15 protein-coding genes are annotated in these 15,065 nt (G+C 52.9%); 7 read left to right on the top strand and 8 right to left on the bottom strand.

The window, feature by feature from the left end; all coding sequences use genetic code 11:
• Positions 1-4: 4 nt before the first annotated feature.
• From KQX66_RS19805 to KQX66_RS19795, 3 genes are read left to right on the top strand one after another with little or no spacing between them, the layout of a single operon-like run.
• Entirely contained in the window at positions 5-1,702 is a 1,698-nt protein-coding gene (locus KQX66_RS19805; protein ID WP_216794539.1) for an AMP-binding protein, read from the top strand.
• 33 nt (positions 1,703-1,735) lie between these two features.
• Positions 1,736-2,161 carry a PaaI family thioesterase gene (locus KQX66_RS19800; protein WP_216794538.1) on the top strand — a complete coding sequence of 142 codons (426 nt, stop codon included), beginning with the start codon at positions 1,736-1,738 and terminating at the stop codon, positions 2,159-2,161.
• Between the two features lie 16 nt (positions 2,162-2,177).
• Positions 2,178-2,528 carry an SCP2 sterol-binding domain-containing protein gene (locus KQX66_RS19795; RefSeq protein WP_253957290.1) on the top strand — a complete coding sequence of 117 codons (351 nt, stop codon included), beginning with the start codon at positions 2,178-2,180 and terminating at the stop codon, positions 2,526-2,528.
• A gap of 61 nt (positions 2,529-2,589) precedes the next feature.
• Here KQX66_RS19795 and KQX66_RS19790 read toward each other — a convergent pair whose 3' ends face one another.
• The 7 genes from KQX66_RS19790 to KQX66_RS19760 all read right to left on the bottom strand — a co-directional run bounded on the left by KQX66_RS19790 (position 2,590) and on the right by KQX66_RS19760 (position 9,380).
• Positions 2,590-4,509, bottom strand: coding sequence for an FtsX-like permease family protein (locus KQX66_RS19790; RefSeq protein WP_216794537.1), 1,920 nt, complete (start codon positions 4,507-4,509; stop codon positions 2,590-2,592).
• The gene (locus KQX66_RS19785) at positions 4,484-5,254 is read right to left on the bottom strand and encodes an ABC transporter ATP-binding protein (protein ID WP_216794536.1); all 771 of its coding nucleotides are present in this window, start codon (positions 5,252-5,254) and stop codon (positions 4,484-4,486) included. The genes KQX66_RS19790 and KQX66_RS19785 overlap by 26 nt, the downstream gene beginning before the upstream one ends.
• Positions 5,255-5,275: 21 nt before the next feature.
• Positions 5,276-6,040 carry a DUF2705 family protein gene (locus KQX66_RS19780; protein WP_216794535.1) on the bottom strand — a complete coding sequence of 255 codons (765 nt, stop codon included), beginning with the start codon at positions 6,038-6,040 and terminating at the stop codon, positions 5,276-5,278.
• A 17-nt stretch (positions 6,041-6,057) separates the two neighbouring features.
• On the bottom strand, positions 6,058-6,849 hold the full coding sequence (locus KQX66_RS19775) for a DUF2705 family protein (RefSeq protein ID WP_216794534.1): 792 nt from the start codon (positions 6,847-6,849) through the stop codon (positions 6,058-6,060).
• Positions 6,846-7,574 (bottom strand): ABC transporter ATP-binding protein, encoded by a 729-nt coding sequence (locus KQX66_RS19770; RefSeq protein ID WP_216794533.1) that lies wholly within the window; start codon positions 7,572-7,574, stop codon positions 6,846-6,848. Before KQX66_RS19770 ends, KQX66_RS19775 begins: the two co-directional genes overlap by 4 nt.
• Before the next feature lie 85 nt (positions 7,575-7,659).
• A complete protein-coding gene (locus tag KQX66_RS19765; protein ID WP_216794532.1) occupies positions 7,660-8,676 on the bottom strand; it encodes a sensor histidine kinase in 1,017 nt (338 codons plus the stop codon).
• A complete protein-coding gene (locus KQX66_RS19760; RefSeq protein ID WP_216794531.1) occupies positions 8,673-9,380 on the bottom strand; it encodes a response regulator transcription factor in 708 nt (235 codons plus the stop codon). The genes KQX66_RS19765 and KQX66_RS19760 overlap by 4 nt, the downstream gene beginning before the upstream one ends.
• A gap of 180 nt (positions 9,381-9,560) precedes the next feature.
• Between KQX66_RS19760 and KQX66_RS19755 the strand changes: the two genes are divergently transcribed.
• On the top strand, positions 9,561-10,097 hold the full coding sequence (locus KQX66_RS19755) for a sigma-70 family RNA polymerase sigma factor (protein WP_216794530.1): 537 nt from the start codon (positions 9,561-9,563) through the stop codon (positions 10,095-10,097).
• The gene (locus KQX66_RS19750; RefSeq protein ID WP_216794529.1) at positions 10,094-12,487 is read left to right on the top strand and encodes a DUF4179 domain-containing protein; all 2,394 of its coding nucleotides are present in this window, start codon (positions 10,094-10,096) and stop codon (positions 12,485-12,487) included. Before KQX66_RS19755 ends, KQX66_RS19750 begins: the two co-directional genes overlap by 4 nt.
• Before the next feature lie 134 nt (positions 12,488-12,621).
• On the opposite strand, the gene KQX66_RS19745 is transcribed toward KQX66_RS19750, so the two are convergent.
• Complete coding sequence (locus tag KQX66_RS19745) at positions 12,622-13,101, bottom strand: Lrp/AsnC family transcriptional regulator (RefSeq protein ID WP_216794528.1); 480 nt, start codon at positions 13,099-13,101, stop codon at positions 12,622-12,624.
• A gap of 243 nt (positions 13,102-13,344) precedes the next feature.
• On the opposite strand from KQX66_RS19745, the gene KQX66_RS19740 reads away from it, so the two are divergent.
• The gene (locus KQX66_RS19740) at positions 13,345-14,271 is read left to right on the top strand and encodes a DMT family transporter (protein WP_216794527.1); all 927 of its coding nucleotides are present in this window, start codon (positions 13,345-13,347) and stop codon (positions 14,269-14,271) included.
• Between the two features lie 51 nt (positions 14,272-14,322).
• Positions 14,323-15,036: an aspartate/glutamate racemase family protein gene (locus KQX66_RS19735; RefSeq protein WP_216794526.1), complete on the top strand. Its 714-nt coding sequence runs from the start codon at positions 14,323-14,325 to the stop codon at positions 15,034-15,036.
• The last annotated feature ends 29 nt before the right edge of the window (positions 15,037-15,065 follow it).

Genomic DNA, 15,065 nt, shown 5'->3' with positions numbered 1-15,065 from the left:
ACAAATGGGGTGGTCGAACTTGTCCGACAAGCCATGGTTAAGACATTATCCTGTCGAAGTGCCATCGACCTGCGAATACCCGAAGCAAAACTTAGCGCATTTTTTGGTACAAACGGCTTCGGACTATCCGAACCATACGGCCTTATACTTTTTAGGCAAAAAAATAACGTATCGTCAATTGCTTCATTCCGCTTACCGCTTTGCGAACGCCCTTGCGAATCTGGGCGTTCGCAGGGGGGACCGGGTCGCGGTGATGCTGCCCAATTGCCCGCAGGCGGTGATCGCCTATTACGGGACGCTGCTCATGGGCGGCATCGTCGTCATGACCAATCCGATGTATATGCCGCGCGAGCTGGAGTACCAGATGAAGGACTCCGGCGCCCATGTGATCGTCACGCTCGATCTGCTGTACGAGCGCGTCGCAAAGGTGGTCCCGCTGACCGGGATCAAGCATGTGATCGTTACTTCCATCAAAGATTATCTTCCTTTTCCCAAGAACGTGCTTTATCCGTTAAAGGCCAAGAAAGACAATTTGAAGCGCGACGTTGTCTACGGAAACGGCGTCGCTTCGTTTATGGAGCTGCTGGAGCAGGTGACGGCAACGCCGCACGAGGCGCAGGTCGATGCCGACCGCGATCTGGCGCTGCTTCAGTATACCGGCGGCACGACCGGCATTCCGAAGGGCGTCATGCTGACGCACACGAATCTGATCGCTAATACGATGCAAAGCAGGCTTTGGTCGTACCGCTCGCAGATTGCGAAAGAAACGTATTTGGCGGTCCTGCCCTTTTTTCATGTGTTCGGGATGACGGTGCTGCTGAATCAAGCCGTGTATACGGCAGGCACTTTGATTTTGATTCCCCGCTACGAGGTGAATCAAGTGCTGCAAACGATCGATAAGCTGAAGCCGACCGTTTTTCCCGGCGCGCCGACGATGTATATTTCGCTCATCCACCATCAGAACATCAAGCGCTTTGACTTATCATCTATCCGGTTCTGTATCAGCGGCTCGGCCTCTTTGCCGCTCGAAGTGCAGGAATCGTTCGAATCGATTACGGGCGGCAAGCTGATCGAAGGGTACGGCTTGACCGAAGCGTCTCCCGTGACACATGCCAACAACATTTGGGAGAAGCGTAAGCTGGGCTCGATCGGGATTCCGTTCCCCGATACGGATGCCCGGATCGTGAACCCGGAGACGGGCGAGGAAATGCGGGTCGGCGAAATTGGAGAGCTGACGGTCCGCGGTCCGCAAGTCATGAAGGGCTATTGGAACAAGCCGGAGGAAACCGCAAAAATATTGAAGGACGGCTGGTTGTATACGGGAGATTTGGCTAGGATGGATGAAGAAGGGTATTTTTACATTTTGGACCGGCGCAAGGACATGATTATTGCGAGCGGTTACAATATTTATCCGCGCGAGGTCGAAGAAGTATTGTACGAGCATCCCGATGTCGAGGAGGCGGTCGTCGCAGGAATTATCGACACCTACCGCGGAGAAACGGTCAAGGCATATATCGTGCTTAAGCCGGGGGCGAAGGGCGATGCCGATGCGTTCAAGGCTTGGTGCAAGGAGCGGCTTGCGGCGTACAAGGTGCCGAAGCAGTACGAGTTCCGGGACAGCTTGCCGAAAACGATGGTCGGGAAAGTGCTTCGCCACAAGCTGGCGGAGGAAGAAGCGGAGAAGCTCAAGAAAAACGGCTAGGACGCTTACATTTTATTTCCGGGAGGGCCTGGTATGGACAATCAAGCATCGGCATTTATCAAACGCCTGGAACAAGCGGCACGCGGATCGTTCTGGGAACATATCGGAGCCCGGATCGATACGTTCGCTCCGGATCGGGCGACCGTATCGCTGAGCATCCAGCCGCATCATCATAATCTGATCGGCATCGTACACGGCGGTGTCCACGCTACGCTGCTCGACTCCGCCATGGGGCTTGTCGCCATGGCTGCAAAGCCGAATGAGAACGTCGTCACGACGAACCTGAATCTGCATTATATGGCCCCGATCGCCAAGGGGGAGATGAAAGTCACCGCCGAGATCATACACAGCTCGGGGCGCATGATCACCGCGCAAGGGCATGTGTATAACGAAGAAGGGCAGCTCTGCGCCTTCGGCACCGGAACGTTCCGCATCGTCGAATGGCGGGGGACCGAATAAACCGGAGTGACAGGGTATGATCATTTGGGAGGAAGGAGCGCGTCAAATGACGGTTAAGGAAAGCTTACAGGAGTTGGTAGAGCGGATGCAGGCGAATCCGGAGCCGATCCGGCCGCTTCATTATGTGTATCAGTTCGATTTGGACGAAAACGAGCCGTTTCAGGTCCGCTTCGATTCCGGCACCGTCGAAGTGCTGGAAGGAACGCCCCATCCGGCCGACTGCACGCTGAAGCTGTCGGCGTCCAATTTCGTTAAGCTGCTTCGCAACGATTTGAACACGACGATGGCGTTTATGCTCGGCTCGCTTAAAGTGGACGGGCGTGTAGGCCTGGCTTTGAAGCTTCAGGAAATTTTGAAGGCGTATTGAATCGGCGGCCGCCCCCGGCATTTTTCCGGGAGGCGGCTTTCGTTCATTCGTCCGGCATTAGTCAAACCATGATTCTTTTCAAGCGGTGCAAATAGCGGGAGCGGACCAGGAAAAAATATACAGTCTGGGCGCCCAGAAACGCCGCCGAGACGATGAGAACGGGCTTGTATACGGAATAAACGTACATTGTGCCGAGAACGGGCCGCATTACGATCAGCGTCTGCACGGTGGAGATCGCGATAGGAATAAAGAACAGCAAGCCGATCTGCAGCGTGGCCGATGTTCGCATCTCCGAAGCGCTCAGTCCAATCTTGGAGAGCGCATGATACATTCTGCTGTCCGCAGCAAGCTCGGTATGTAGCTTAAAATACAGAAAACTGGCGGACGATATGGAAAACAGGAACGCGATGAAAATCCCGATGAAGCTGAATAAGGCTGCCGCCTGCTTTAAGTTTAAATAGCTCCAGATGCGGATGGAAAAAGAGTTTGAGCTTCCATGCGGCTCACGGTTTTCTTGCAGCCGTTTCTTCAGCTTGTCTCCGATGACGGCCTCGGGACTGTCCGGCCCGGGCGGAGGACCGTTATTCCACTCCGGCACATGGTACACAAAAAGGACGCTGCTCTTGGCATCCCCCTGTATCGTGCGATACGAATTGTCATTTACGACCACAATACTTGCCCAGCTCATGAACGGTAAAGCTTCGCGTTCGAAAACTTTCGTAACGGACACCGTATGACCGGAATCGAGCGTGATTTTGTCCCCCGGTGTCATATGGCCGTGCGACGGTTGGGCCGGGCCGCTTATGAGGATGGCTTCGCCGTTATCCGGCGCCGCTTCCGGGAGATTCATCGCAGCCGCTAACCGGTTGAAGCGGCTTGCGGCGATGATTTCGACGGAAGGAACCGCGTCGTGAACCGTTCGCCGGTAAAGGTTCTCCACCTTACCAGACCGGTAAGACAATCCCTCCCCGTCCAGCAGTTCGTTAATTATCGCCAACTCTTGTTCCGTATGCCGCTCGTCGAAGCTGTAGTACTCGATGGCAAAAGGATTGTTTTCGTATTCCTTCCGATTCGTTTCGTCAACGGCCAGCACAAAGCTTGCGCTCATACTGGCGATGGAGGTGACTACCGTGACGAGAAACAAAATCCGCGCGTTATCTTTCATTTTATACGCCAATTCCGATACCCAGAGCAGGTTCGTCCCTCGCCATAAAGCCTTGCGGCTTCGCTTCAACAGACGGATGACGAGCACCGAAAGCTGGGAATAAAAAAAGTAGGTGGCCGCGATCCCTGTCGCCGCTGCAAGGAGGACGAGCTTGGGAGACAGCTTTCCCGCATAAAGCGCCAGGAAGCCGACGGCAAGCAGCATCCCCCCAATGACCGTGAGGAAGAGCGAGCTTCTCGGCTCTTTTTTCGGGCGATGGCTGCCTTGCAGCAGCTCCGCGACGTTCCTTTTGCGGATGAAAAATAAAGTAAACAGCGAGATGCCCGCGAACAGCAGCGAAAAGGAAACGGCGGTTAGCCATATCGCACCTGCCGGCCAATAAAAAGGAAGCTCCCGGATCTCCATCATCCGGGTGCCGCACAGCAGGAACAGCTTGGACAGAAGCAGCCCACCGGCAATCCCGGTGACGATGGAGCCGGCGCCGATCAGCATGTTTTCCATAAAAACGAGCCGGTTAATTTGGCTTGACGTAGCGCCCAGCAGAAGCAGCAGTCCGAATTCCCGCTGGCGGGATTTCAAAAACATGCCGATCGAATACAGCACGAAGAAGATGGCGAAGACGAAGATGACTCCCTCGGAAATCAGCAGAACCACGCGTTTGAGTGGTCCCATCGGAAGCTGCCCGATGTCGGGATGGTAGACGAAGACGGCGAACGAGAAAAAGATCATCACCATAAAGGCGCTGCTTAGAAAATAGGCGAAGTAAGCCCGCGCGTTGCGCTTGACATTGTTAAACGCGAATTGAGGAAAGCTCATGCGTATGACCTCCCCAGAAGGACAGCGTGTCGATGATTTTTTGAAAAAACGTTTGCCGGCTGTCGCCCCGGTGGATTTCAGCCGCCAGCCGTCCGTCCTTAATAAAGACGATCCGGCTGCAGTAGCTGGCGGCAACCGGGTCGTGCGTCACGAGCATGATGGTGGTCCGCTCGTGACGGTTAATGCTTTCCAACGATTCCATGACGATGCGGGAGGCGTTGGAATCGAGCGACCCCGTAGGCTCGTCGGCCAGCAGCAGCGCCGGAGACGTGACGATCGCCCGGGCTATGGCGGTCCGCTGGCGCTGGCCGCCCGAAATTTCATAGGGCCGTTTGTTTAAAATCTCGCTGAGGTTCAGCCGGTCGGCGACCTGCTTCAGCCTGGTTTCCATCTCAGCCAGCGGCTTGTTGTCGAGCGTCAAGGGCAGCACGATATTTTCCGCGATCGTCAGCGTATCGAGCAGGTTGAAATCCTGAAAGACGAAGCCGAGCTGTCTTCGCCGGAATACGGCCAACTCGTCTTTCTTCATTTGATAAGGGTCGATATCGTTGATCAGAACGGTCCCCGAGCTTGGCGTATCTATGGTCGACACCATATGGAGCAGCGTTGTTTTCCCGCTGCCCGATGGCCCCATAATGCCGACGAATTCTCCTTTTTCGATCGTCAGGTGAATATCGGTGAGGGCATGTGTAGCGATATGCCCCGGGTATATTTTGTTCAGTCCGTTTATGTAAACCATGCTCATTTCATACGAATCCCCTTGGCTTTAAACGATTTTTCTCTGCCAACGCAGAAGGCTGATTGCCGCAAAAGCAGTCATCGACCCGAGCAAATAAAACCAAAATTTCGGCGAACCGTCCGGACTGAGCGCCCTAACGATTGGGTAAAACGGATCGAAATAAATCGAGAGCTCATTGACCGCATAGATCATGGCTATCGAGCCGACGAAGAGAACGATAAAGGCGACCAGCGGTCGGGGCACGAACTGGCATACCATGCTGCACATCAGAAGCTTCGCCAGACACACGAGCGCAAACAGCAAGTAAAACGCCACGGTGTACCACAAGGCCTCCGCCGAGCCTACGGGCTCAGTCGCCCCGTATTTTACGAGAGTTTCGCTATGCGGAAAGAACAGGCGGGCGCAAATGATCGAGATGAAGCAGGTGACTCCGACAAAAATCAGAACCGTCGCAGCCAGCGCCAGCAGCTTCGCAAGCCAGAGCTGAAAACGGCTGTAGGCCCGCAGCATGTAGAGCCGGTACGCTCCCGAAAAGATCTCGCCGCCCAAATGGTCCACGAACAGGATCGGGAAAATCGCCAGAACGAGCAGCAGCGAGATACCTTCCATCGCGAACCACGGCGTATTTAAGTCATGCAGCAGCTCGCGTCCTCCGAATCGGTAATCGCCCCATCCGCTGCTGTGCAGCATGCTCGTATTGAAGATCCATAGCAGCCAATAAATACCGCCCAGAACGAGCATCATTTTTCGTTTCCAGATTCGTTCCATTTCGCTCAGCCATAGTCCGAACATGCGACATCCTCCTTAGTTTACTGCATATAATCCTCTGCGACAAAGCGGCGATAAGCGATGGCGCTGCATACCACCGCATGCAATAGCAGTATGGTGGCAATGGCCCAAATTACGGACGCGTTCCCGGATAATGCTTCGTTTAATCCGGTGTGCTGCATGTAAGGAATCCATGCATAAGCGAGCAGATCGCGCACATAGGGCCATGCCGCAAACAACGAAGCGATTCTCAAATACAGGCCGTCAAACAAGAGCGATACCAAAATATACGTCATGCATACGCCCAGGGCAAACGTCACATTTCTGCTGTACATCGCGATAAAAGAGAAGAGGCAGCTAATTCCGGCCAGTGTGGCGTAAGCGAGCAGATAGTACACAAACGCGTAGCCGATCAAGGGCCAGAAACGGTCGGCTTCCTCTTGCGGAAAGCGAAGCATGCCAACCGCCGCCAAGGAGATTCCCAAAACGATCAGCAGAATCAGAATGGAGGCTTGGATGACGAACAGCTTGCTGAAAAAGATTTGCCCTCTGGAAAACCGGCGTAAAAACAGAAGGCGCAGCTGCCCGCTTCGAAACGGTTCCGTATAGACGGCAGCCGCAAGCGCTGCGACGGCAATATTGCACGGCAAAAATAGCATTTCGCGAAGCCCTTGAAAAAGAAATAAAACGGAAGATATGTCGCTGCCTAACGAGCTTACCCATAAAAAATAGCTTCCTTGCAAATACGCAAGGAAGGGAGCGGCGAGGATGACTAACCAGAGCCATCTTTGGCTCCACAATCGGGTAAATTCGCTGTGGATCAATGGCCTCATGAATACATCAGCTCCATAAAAGCGTCCTCCAGCCGCTGCCCGTTCGCGACCAATTGCTCGGTCGGTCCCTTCCAAAGGACGGAGCCTTCCCGAATGATAATAAGCTCGTCACACATTTGCTGCAGCTCGTCAAGCAAATGACTCGATATGAAAAATGCGTAATTCGCCGAATCGCGCAAGCGGACGATAAGATCGCGCAGCTCCCGCATGCCCATAGGGTCAAGACCGTTCGAGGGCTCGTCCAGCAGCAAAAGCTCCGGGCTGCCTAGCAAGGATTGGGCGATTCCGAGTCGCTGCTTCATCCCGAGCGAGTAGGTTTTTACCCGGTCGTCGCCCCGGCCTGAAAGCCCTACCGTGTGCAACAGCCGCTCGATATGCGGTTCTCTTTCGGAAGAGGTTATATCCGGGTGCAGACGCGATAAATTGCGCAGCACCTGTCTGCCCGTCATATATTCGAAAAAAACCGGGGATTCGATAATCGCGCCGACTTTGGACAAGGCCTGCACGCGCCGGGTTTGCACATCGAACGAATCGATACGGATATGACCGCTTGTCGGCCGGATGAGACCTGTCATCATGCGCATCATCGTCGTTTTTCCGGCTCCGTTCGGCCCGATAAACCCGTATATTTTTCCTTTTTCGAGCGCAAAGGAGCATTCGGCGATCACGTTCCGTTGGCCGATGTTTTTGGTGATTCGATCCACTTCGAGAATAGGGCTGCCCATCGTTGGTTCCTCCTGACATGTTCTTGTGCCTACCTAATGTACAAGAGAAGGAGCCGCTCTGCTATGGAATTAGCTTAACCGAAGCTTACATTTCGTTTAAGGTTATGTTCGGTGCCGCCGGCCGCGTCTCGAACCGAAGCCGCACAACCGTCCCTGCTTCCGGCTCCGATTCCAATTCCACCTGATGTCCGAGCCGTCGGCACACTTCCCGGACAAGGTACAAGCCCATTCCTGTGGACTCGTGATGCCGCCGTCCGCGTTCGCCCGTAAAATACGGATTGAATACGCGGTTCAGATCTTCTTTGACAATCCCGATGCCTTCATCGCGAATTTCCAGAATCGTCGCCGCTTCGCGCTCATACGCGTGCACGAAGACGCTTTTGCCGCTGCCCTCCGTATAATTGGCCGCATTGGTGAGAAGCTGTCCCACCATGAACCGCAGCCATTTGGGGTCGCTGTAAACCGCCAGACTTTCATCCAATCGGATGCTCGGCGTAATTCCCTTGCGAATGAACAGCCGGCGATTTTCCGCCAAGGCTTGGTTGACAACTTGCCGCAGCGGGGTTCGTTCGACCATAAAATCGTGCTCGAAACGTTCAAGCCTGGACGTGTAGATGACCATTTCCAGCCCTTTTCTAAGCCGTTCCAGCTCTTCCATGATGCTGTCAGCGGCCGCGCCGTCGAGTTCCTGCGCCGTAAGCTGGATGACGGATAACGGCGTCTTCATCTGGTGCACCCAGCGGTGGATGAAGACGACATGCTGCTCCATGCCGCTGCGGTGATGGTGCAGCTGCTCCCGGTAATACCGGTCGTAGCGGGCCAGAAGCTCGCCGACAGCTTCGGGGAGGGGCGCTTCTCCCATCGGCACGAGTCCTTCGCTTCCCCTTGCGGGCGGGTGACTGAGCTGCCGGTACAGCTCTCTGTGGCTGACATAGCGGCAGCCCAAATAGACCGCCAGCACCGAGGCGCTGAGCAGCATCCCGTAAAGCACGATCGCCAAGGGCCGCTCTTCGCCCGTAAGCCAATACAGCAAAGGCACCAGCAGCATCTGAGCTAAATAGAACAGCAGCAGCGGCACGTGCTCCTTCCAAAACAGCCTCATTCCGCGCCTCCGATCGCGGAGCCCAGACGATATCCCGCCCCTCTGACCGTTTCCACCGCTTGATCCGCGCCCAACTCCTTGAGCTTTTTACGCACCCTTGTGATGTAGACGTTCAACGTATTGTCATCGATAAAATGGTGCTCCTCCCACATCAGATCAAGCAGCCGGTCTCTACTGACGACGCGTCCCGCTTTGTTCATGAGCGCTTCCAGCAAAACCGCTTCTTTCTGTGTCAGCTCGGCTGCGGCCTCTCCGCGCATCACGACGAATCGCTCCGGGTACAACACGAGCCCTTGTGCCTCGATTGTCCTTTCTCCTTGTCCCGCGGAATAAGAACCGTAGGCTCTTCTTAAATGACTGCGGATTTTGGCCATGACGACTTCATAATGAAAAGGCTTCGTAATATAGTCGTCCGCCCCGTTGTCCAGCGCCATGACCTGATCCATTTGGCTTTCCCGGGCAGAGATGAACAGAATAGGGCAGAGCGAGTGTGCGCGAATAAGCCGGCACCAATAGTAGCCGTCGTATTTGGGAAGGTTCACGTCGAGCAGCACCAGATGGGCACCGGATGAGCGGAAGCTTGCCAGAACGTCGTCGAAGTTGTCGGTTTCCTTGGCTTCGAAGCCGTACTTCGTGATGTAAGAGCGAAGCAGCCCGGACAGCTTGGCGTCGTCTTCGACAATCAGAATCGTGTACGTGTTCATCGACCTCTTTTCGGTGCCTTTTTCTCCATAAATTGGGTAAGACCAACCTATCATGTCCCATGGGACAAGTCAACGAACCGTCTAAAGCACAGAGTGCATAAAATTTTTCACCTATCGAAAGCCAAATGCATCTGCCGATGGTCTAATAGTATGAGAAGGCAAGGAGCCGGGGGTGACCGCATGGATATAGAAAAGCTAGTCAAGAAGGCGCAAAAGGGCAACGACAAAGCGTATTTGCAGTTGTTCCAGCACTTCGAAGAGACGATTTACCGGACGGCGTACGTCCACGTCGGCAATAAGGAGGACGCGCTGGACGTTGTGCAAGAGACCGCCTATCTTTCGTTCAAATCGATCCAAAGCTTGAGAGAGCCGCAATATTTTAAAACATGGCTGATCAAAATTGCGATGAACTGTTCCATGAATGTACTGCGGCAGCGGAGCAAGATCATTCCGTTTGCATCGGAAGAAACGGAGCACTTGAGCGGGGGCCGGGACGACGGCGGCGACGAGGAGATTGCCCTTTCGGTGACGCTGAACGATTTGATCGAGAAGCTCGATACGAACGAGAAAAGCGTCATTATGCTGAAATATTACCAGGATTATACAATTCAATCGATTGCCGAGCTAATGAATCTGCCGCTTGGCTCGACCAAGACAATCTTGTACCGCGGCTTGAACAAGCTTCGGCAACGTTTAACAAGAGGTGAGATTTCATGACCAACAAAGTGAGGGAAGAAATCGAATCCATCGAAATTCCCCAGGAGCTGCGCGAGCGGAGCAGGCTGGGGATCGAGCAGGCCCGGCGGGAGCTTGGACTTCGCACTTGGCAAAGCAAGCTGGCCAAGACGGCGGTCATCGCTGCGGCAAGCGTCGGTCTGATTGTCGCTTTGGGGGCAGCCACGTCTCCGACCTTCGCCGCATATGTCAAATCGTTGTTTACGTTTTACAAAGTGGACGAGGGCTTGAAGAAAGCGGCGGACGAAGGCTTCGCCGAGCCGGTAAACCGCGAGGTGACGGATCAGGGCATTACGCTCAAGGTCAAGGAAGTGGTGAACGACGTCTTCCGCCTGTCGATTGTGTACGGACTGGAAAAGGACGGGAAGCCGCTGGATACGGACCTGTTGTTCGAGAACTTTACGCCGACCGATCCCGAGCAAGACCCGCACGTGAACGAATATACGTTTACGGATGAGAACGGGAAGGAGTTAAATCTACTTCAGCAGTGGAAAAAAGTCGGGAACGACCTGATGCTTTACATTTCGCTCGATGAAGTCGCGCCCGGGAAAGAAGTGAAGTCCTTAGCCGATATTCCGAACAAGCTCTTCGTCGATTTCAATGTAACGCTAATCGGAAAGACGTCGGGGAAATGGCATCTGAACGTGCCGATCGATCTGGCCAAGGCGAAGGCGGCGTCCGCGATCATCCCGCTGAACAAACGATATGAGTCGCCGTTCGGATTCAGTCTCGACTTCCTTCAGCTCCGCCACGGACCGAGCAAGTCGGAGATGCTTATTCAGGTCAATAAATTGCAGGAGTGGAAACGATCGTATAAACCCGATCCTGCCTTCCGCTACCAGATTAAGGACGGGCAAGGTCGAGTGATTGCAGCGGAGGATTTTTTACCGTTGTATGACCTGGCCATCGGAAGCAAAAACGCCCTTCGTCAATTTGCAAACGGGCAGGGCAGCGGTGAAAAAATGCGCTTTTGGCATCCTTTCTTGCCTTTCAGCGATGCCAAAGACTTGAAGCTTGAAATAACGACGGTGTACACGGAGGAGCGGACGGCTAAGGATTACTCCGTCTCGTTTGACCCGAAGGAACTCATGAAGCAGCCGCTGACAAAGGAGACCGAGGGCAAAAAGCTGGCCTTTACGGCGCGTTTGAAAACGGAGGAAGCCCGGGAGCGCTTGTCCGACGGCCGTGAAGCGTTCCAGGGGCAAGGCTGGGTCATTGAAGCCGACCAGCAGCTTGGCGCGGATACGCTTGATTTGAAGTGGGCGTTGCTAGATGGCCAAGGCCAGGAAATGATTCCCAGGGAACATGTGACTCTGCTATCGCAGGACGAGAAGGGCAATTACCGCAACCGAACGCTGTTTTTCTTCCAGGACGGCGCTGCCGTTCCCGATCGCGTGACGATGACCTACAACCGGTATACGAAGGCCAATCCGGTAAGCTGGAGCATTCCGCTTGAACCGTCGTCCGATCCGGCGCTGCCGGAAGTCCCCAGGGCATTCGATATGACCGTAGAGGACTTGAACAAGCCAGAGATCGTAGCCAAGGCAGAGAAAGCCATGCGCGAGCTGGTTCCCGGCGAGCTTATCGAAATGTACGGGGTGACCGAGCTGAGCGACCGGTGGTTCCTTCATCTGAAGGGCGGAGATGCCGGCATGGCCATCGTAGATAAAGCAACAGGCGAGCCGTTTCTTCTTCGCCGCAATTATCCGTACGACAAGCTGGATGACGCGCTGCGGCATAAAGCGGAGCAGGCGATGCAGGAGCTGGACCCCGGACAGAACGGGTGGTTCGAGCAAGGACAACGGCTCAAGACGAAGGATCAGAACGAATGGATCATTCGCGGCGAGCGTGCGCAAGTCGTTATCGATGCGGTAACGGGAGAGGTAACGAAAGCCTCCCATTATTTTCCGAAGGAGATGAATGCGCAAATTAAAGCAGCCGCCGAGCAAGCGTATGCAGCGCTGTCGAACGGCAAGGGACTGCGGATAGCAAGTGCGGTTCGGGTTAAGACGCCGCTCAAAGATGTATGGGAGCTCGCTGGTCCGGGAAGACGTTTCATTGCGGATATCGGAGCGGTAACCCATCAAGTGACGTCGGCCAGTCTAACCTATAAGGACGATGTACACAGAGACGAAGCGAGAGCCCGGACGCTCTTCGCGACCCCGTACTACACGGCGGAGAAAGCGCTGGAGACCGTCGGTCCGCAGGTGAAGAAGCTGTTCGGAATCGATCTGGAGGACTATCGGGCGAAAGTTCAATGGAACGAGTACACGTTTACGAAGCAAGGAGCGGCGACCGTCAAAGCGAAGGTCAATGCCAAAGGCGAGTTTTGGGAATACCGAATGGAATCGGAGCAAGGCAAGAGCGATTAAAGAGGACAGCCCAAAAAGCCGTCGAGCAATACGGTAACGGAAAATCGTTCCAACTGGAAGAGGCGTTAAAGATGTAAAAAGGGAAGGTTCCGGTCTCGGGCAATGATGGCTTGAGCCGGAGCCTTTTTGACATATTATTTGTCCCCTATAGGCAAAACGGTAGAATACTTAATTTCTCTTAACGCCAGGCTCGTTTGAATTCGCGCGATGCCGAGCTTATTCAGCTTTCGGATAAAGCCCTCCAATTCCTTGCGGTCTTTGTTCGCTACCTTTAAAAGATAGTCATACTCCCCCGTTAAACAATGACATTCCAATACTTCAGGCATGGAGCTTAATGCCTTCTCCAGCACTTCCAGTTGTTCGGCTTGATGGATATTCGTGCTCATAAAAACAAAGCATAATAAATCAAAGCCAAGCTTCTCCTGGTTTAAGATCGCGACTTGGCGTTCGATAAACCCTTCGCTTTCCAACCGTTTCACCCTCGCATGCGTAGCCGGCGGAGACAAGTTCACCCGTCTTGCCAGCTCGGCATTGCTTAACTGCGCTTCTTTTTGCATCAGATTCAAAATTTGAATATCCACATCGTCCAGGACTTTGCTTACAAAAGATTCCATGCGATTCTTCTCTCCCTTTACAATATTCGGAAAACGGGATGGTTTCGATTTGGAAAACGAATAAAATTCAACGAAATGACATTCCTAACTTATATTATTTTGAATTATTTATATCTTACAAAATGATCTACAGTCCGATCAATAAAAATGATATGATCGTTAGTGAATTCGAATGTAAATGTCATTGTGCACAATGGCTTCCGTTTTTCGCTGTCACGGTGAAAAAGTAAAGGAGCTAATGACATGCCGAATAGGTACGTTTTGCTGCTGCTTTTAACAAGCTTGCTGTGGGGAGGAAATTTTGTCGTCGGAAAATCGCTTGTGGGTCATGCTTCTCCGACGACGTTGACGACCATTCGATGGATCATTGCCATTTTGTGTCTGTTCCCCATCGTCTGGTGGAAGGAAAAAACGATACTCCCTTCGCGGGCTGCCCTTCTTCCGTTGGTTTTTATGGGAATTACAGGCGTCGTTCTATTTAATCTTTTTCAATTTATGGCGTTGGAACGGACAACGGCGACGAATGTCGGATTAATTTCCGCATTAAATACGATTTCGATTTCCGTTTGCTCCTTTTTGTTTCTAAAAGAAAGAATCAACCCGCTGCAAATCCTTTCTATGCTTTTTTCGCTGGTTGGCGTCATTCTTGTTCTTTCCAAAGGAAATGCCGATCTGCTGCTGTCTTTTCATTTTAATACGGGCGATTTATGGATGATGGGCTCTGTGTGCGTGTGGGGAATTTATGCCGTTTGCAGCAGGTGGGCCATGAAGAGTACATCACCCATGAAGTGTACGCTTTACTCCGGGATATTTGGGCTTATCGTTCTTCTTCCGTTTAACTTCTCCGACTTCACCGTGTCCAATATCAACGGTTCGTTCATCCAATCGATTTTATATACAGGCGTGATCTCTACCGTAGTCTGTATCGTATTTTGGAATATCGGGGTCCAAAAGCTGGGCGCGACCACAGCGGGGATGTTTTTGAATTTCAATCCGGTATTCACGGTGATTTTGGCGTTTTTATTTTTAGGGGAACAAATGACGTGGATCCAAGGGATCGGGGGCTGCGTGGTGATCATCGGATGCTATTTGTTCTCGGCCTTCAAGACAAAAGCGGTTACGGCAATTAATCCACGGCACGATCTTGCTCATTGGCGAAGTAAGCTTTAAGATGTTGAGGAGCCATGTAAACGATAACCATAGGTAGAGGTGCTTAATCTGATGAAAACCATAGGTCTTATTGGAGGCATGAGCTGGGAGTCGTCCCTGCTCTATTACCAAATCATCAATCAGCGAGTAAAAGAAAAGCTGGGCGGGCATCATTCGGCCAAAAGTCTCATGTATTCCGTCAATTTCCAAGAAATCAAGACGCTTCAGCATCAAGGGAAATGGGATGAAGCTACGAACATCATGATCGATACGGCACGCAAACTGGAAGCGGCCGGAGCCGATGTCATCGTCATATGCACGAATACGATGCACAAGATGGCGCAAGAAGTGGCGGAATCGGTTTCGGTCCCGCTGCTTCATATCGCAGATGCAACAGCGCAAGAAATCGTGAAGGATGGCATGAAGAAAGTCGCTTTGCTGGGGACTTCTTTTACGATGGAGCAAGATTTTTATAAAGGCCGACTCATGGAAAAGTTCGGGCTTGAAGTTATCGTGCCCAATGAAGCGGATAGAAAGATTGTACATGACGTCATCTATCAAGAGCTTTGTCTTGGAATCGTGAACGAAGCATCCAAGAAGTCTTACTTAAGGATCATGGAGAATCTCAGTCAACAAGGAGCGGAGGCCATTATTCTGGGATGTACGGAAATCACGATGCTTGTATCGCAGGAGGATTGCCGTATCCCGCTGTACGATACAACCAGAATCCATGCGGAATGTGCCGTCGACTTTGCTTTAAGTGAAGACTTAGCCGTAACGCCGTAGCCAATCGGTCCGGTTCCCTTATCGGGGAT

Origin of the sequence: Paenibacillus oleatilyticus (genome assembly GCF_018998565.1) — a bacterium.
Taxonomy (GTDB): Bacteria; Bacillota; Bacilli; order Paenibacillales; family NBRC-103111; genus Paenibacillus_G; species Paenibacillus_G oleatilyticus.
Note: the sequence above shows the minus strand (reverse complement) of the source record. Positions and strands in the feature narration are given on the sequence as shown.

Coding starts and splice junctions, on each gene's coding strand:
- KQX66_RS19805 (WP_216794539.1), top strand. CDS start 5: ATGGGGTGGTCGAACTTGTCCGACAAGCCATGGTTAAGACATTATCCT.
- KQX66_RS19800 (WP_216794538.1), top strand. CDS start 1,736: ATGGACAATCAAGCATCGGCATTTATCAAACGCCTGGAACAAGCGGCA.
- KQX66_RS19795 (WP_253957290.1), top strand. CDS start 2,178: ATGATCATTTGGGAGGAAGGAGCGCGTCAAATGACGGTTAAGGAAAGC.
- KQX66_RS19790 (WP_216794537.1), bottom strand. CDS start 4,509: ATGAGCTTTCCTCAATTCGCGTTTAACAATGTCAAGCGCAACGCGCGG.
- KQX66_RS19785 (WP_216794536.1), bottom strand. CDS start 5,254: ATGAGCATGGTTTACATAAACGGACTGAACAAAATATACCCGGGGCAT.
- KQX66_RS19780 (WP_216794535.1), bottom strand. CDS start 6,040: ATGTTCGGACTATGGCTGAGCGAAATGGAACGAATCTGGAAACGAAAA.
- KQX66_RS19775 (WP_216794534.1), bottom strand. CDS start 6,849: ATGAGGCCATTGATCCACAGCGAATTTACCCGATTGTGGAGCCAAAGA.
- KQX66_RS19770 (WP_216794533.1), bottom strand. CDS start 7,574: ATGGGCAGCCCTATTCTCGAAGTGGATCGAATCACCAAAAACATCGGC.
- KQX66_RS19765 (WP_216794532.1), bottom strand. CDS start 8,676: ATGAGGCTGTTTTGGAAGGAGCACGTGCCGCTGCTGCTGTTCTATTTA.
- KQX66_RS19760 (WP_216794531.1), bottom strand. CDS start 9,380: ATGAACACGTACACGATTCTGATTGTCGAAGACGACGCCAAGCTGTCC.
- KQX66_RS19755 (WP_216794530.1), top strand. CDS start 9,561: ATGGATATAGAAAAGCTAGTCAAGAAGGCGCAAAAGGGCAACGACAAA.
- KQX66_RS19750 (WP_216794529.1), top strand. CDS start 10,094: ATGACCAACAAAGTGAGGGAAGAAATCGAATCCATCGAAATTCCCCAG.
- KQX66_RS19745 (WP_216794528.1), bottom strand. CDS start 13,101: ATGGAATCTTTTGTAAGCAAAGTCCTGGACGATGTGGATATTCAAATT.
- KQX66_RS19740 (WP_216794527.1), top strand. CDS start 13,345: ATGCCGAATAGGTACGTTTTGCTGCTGCTTTTAACAAGCTTGCTGTGG.
- KQX66_RS19735 (WP_216794526.1), top strand. CDS start 14,323: ATGAAAACCATAGGTCTTATTGGAGGCATGAGCTGGGAGTCGTCCCTG.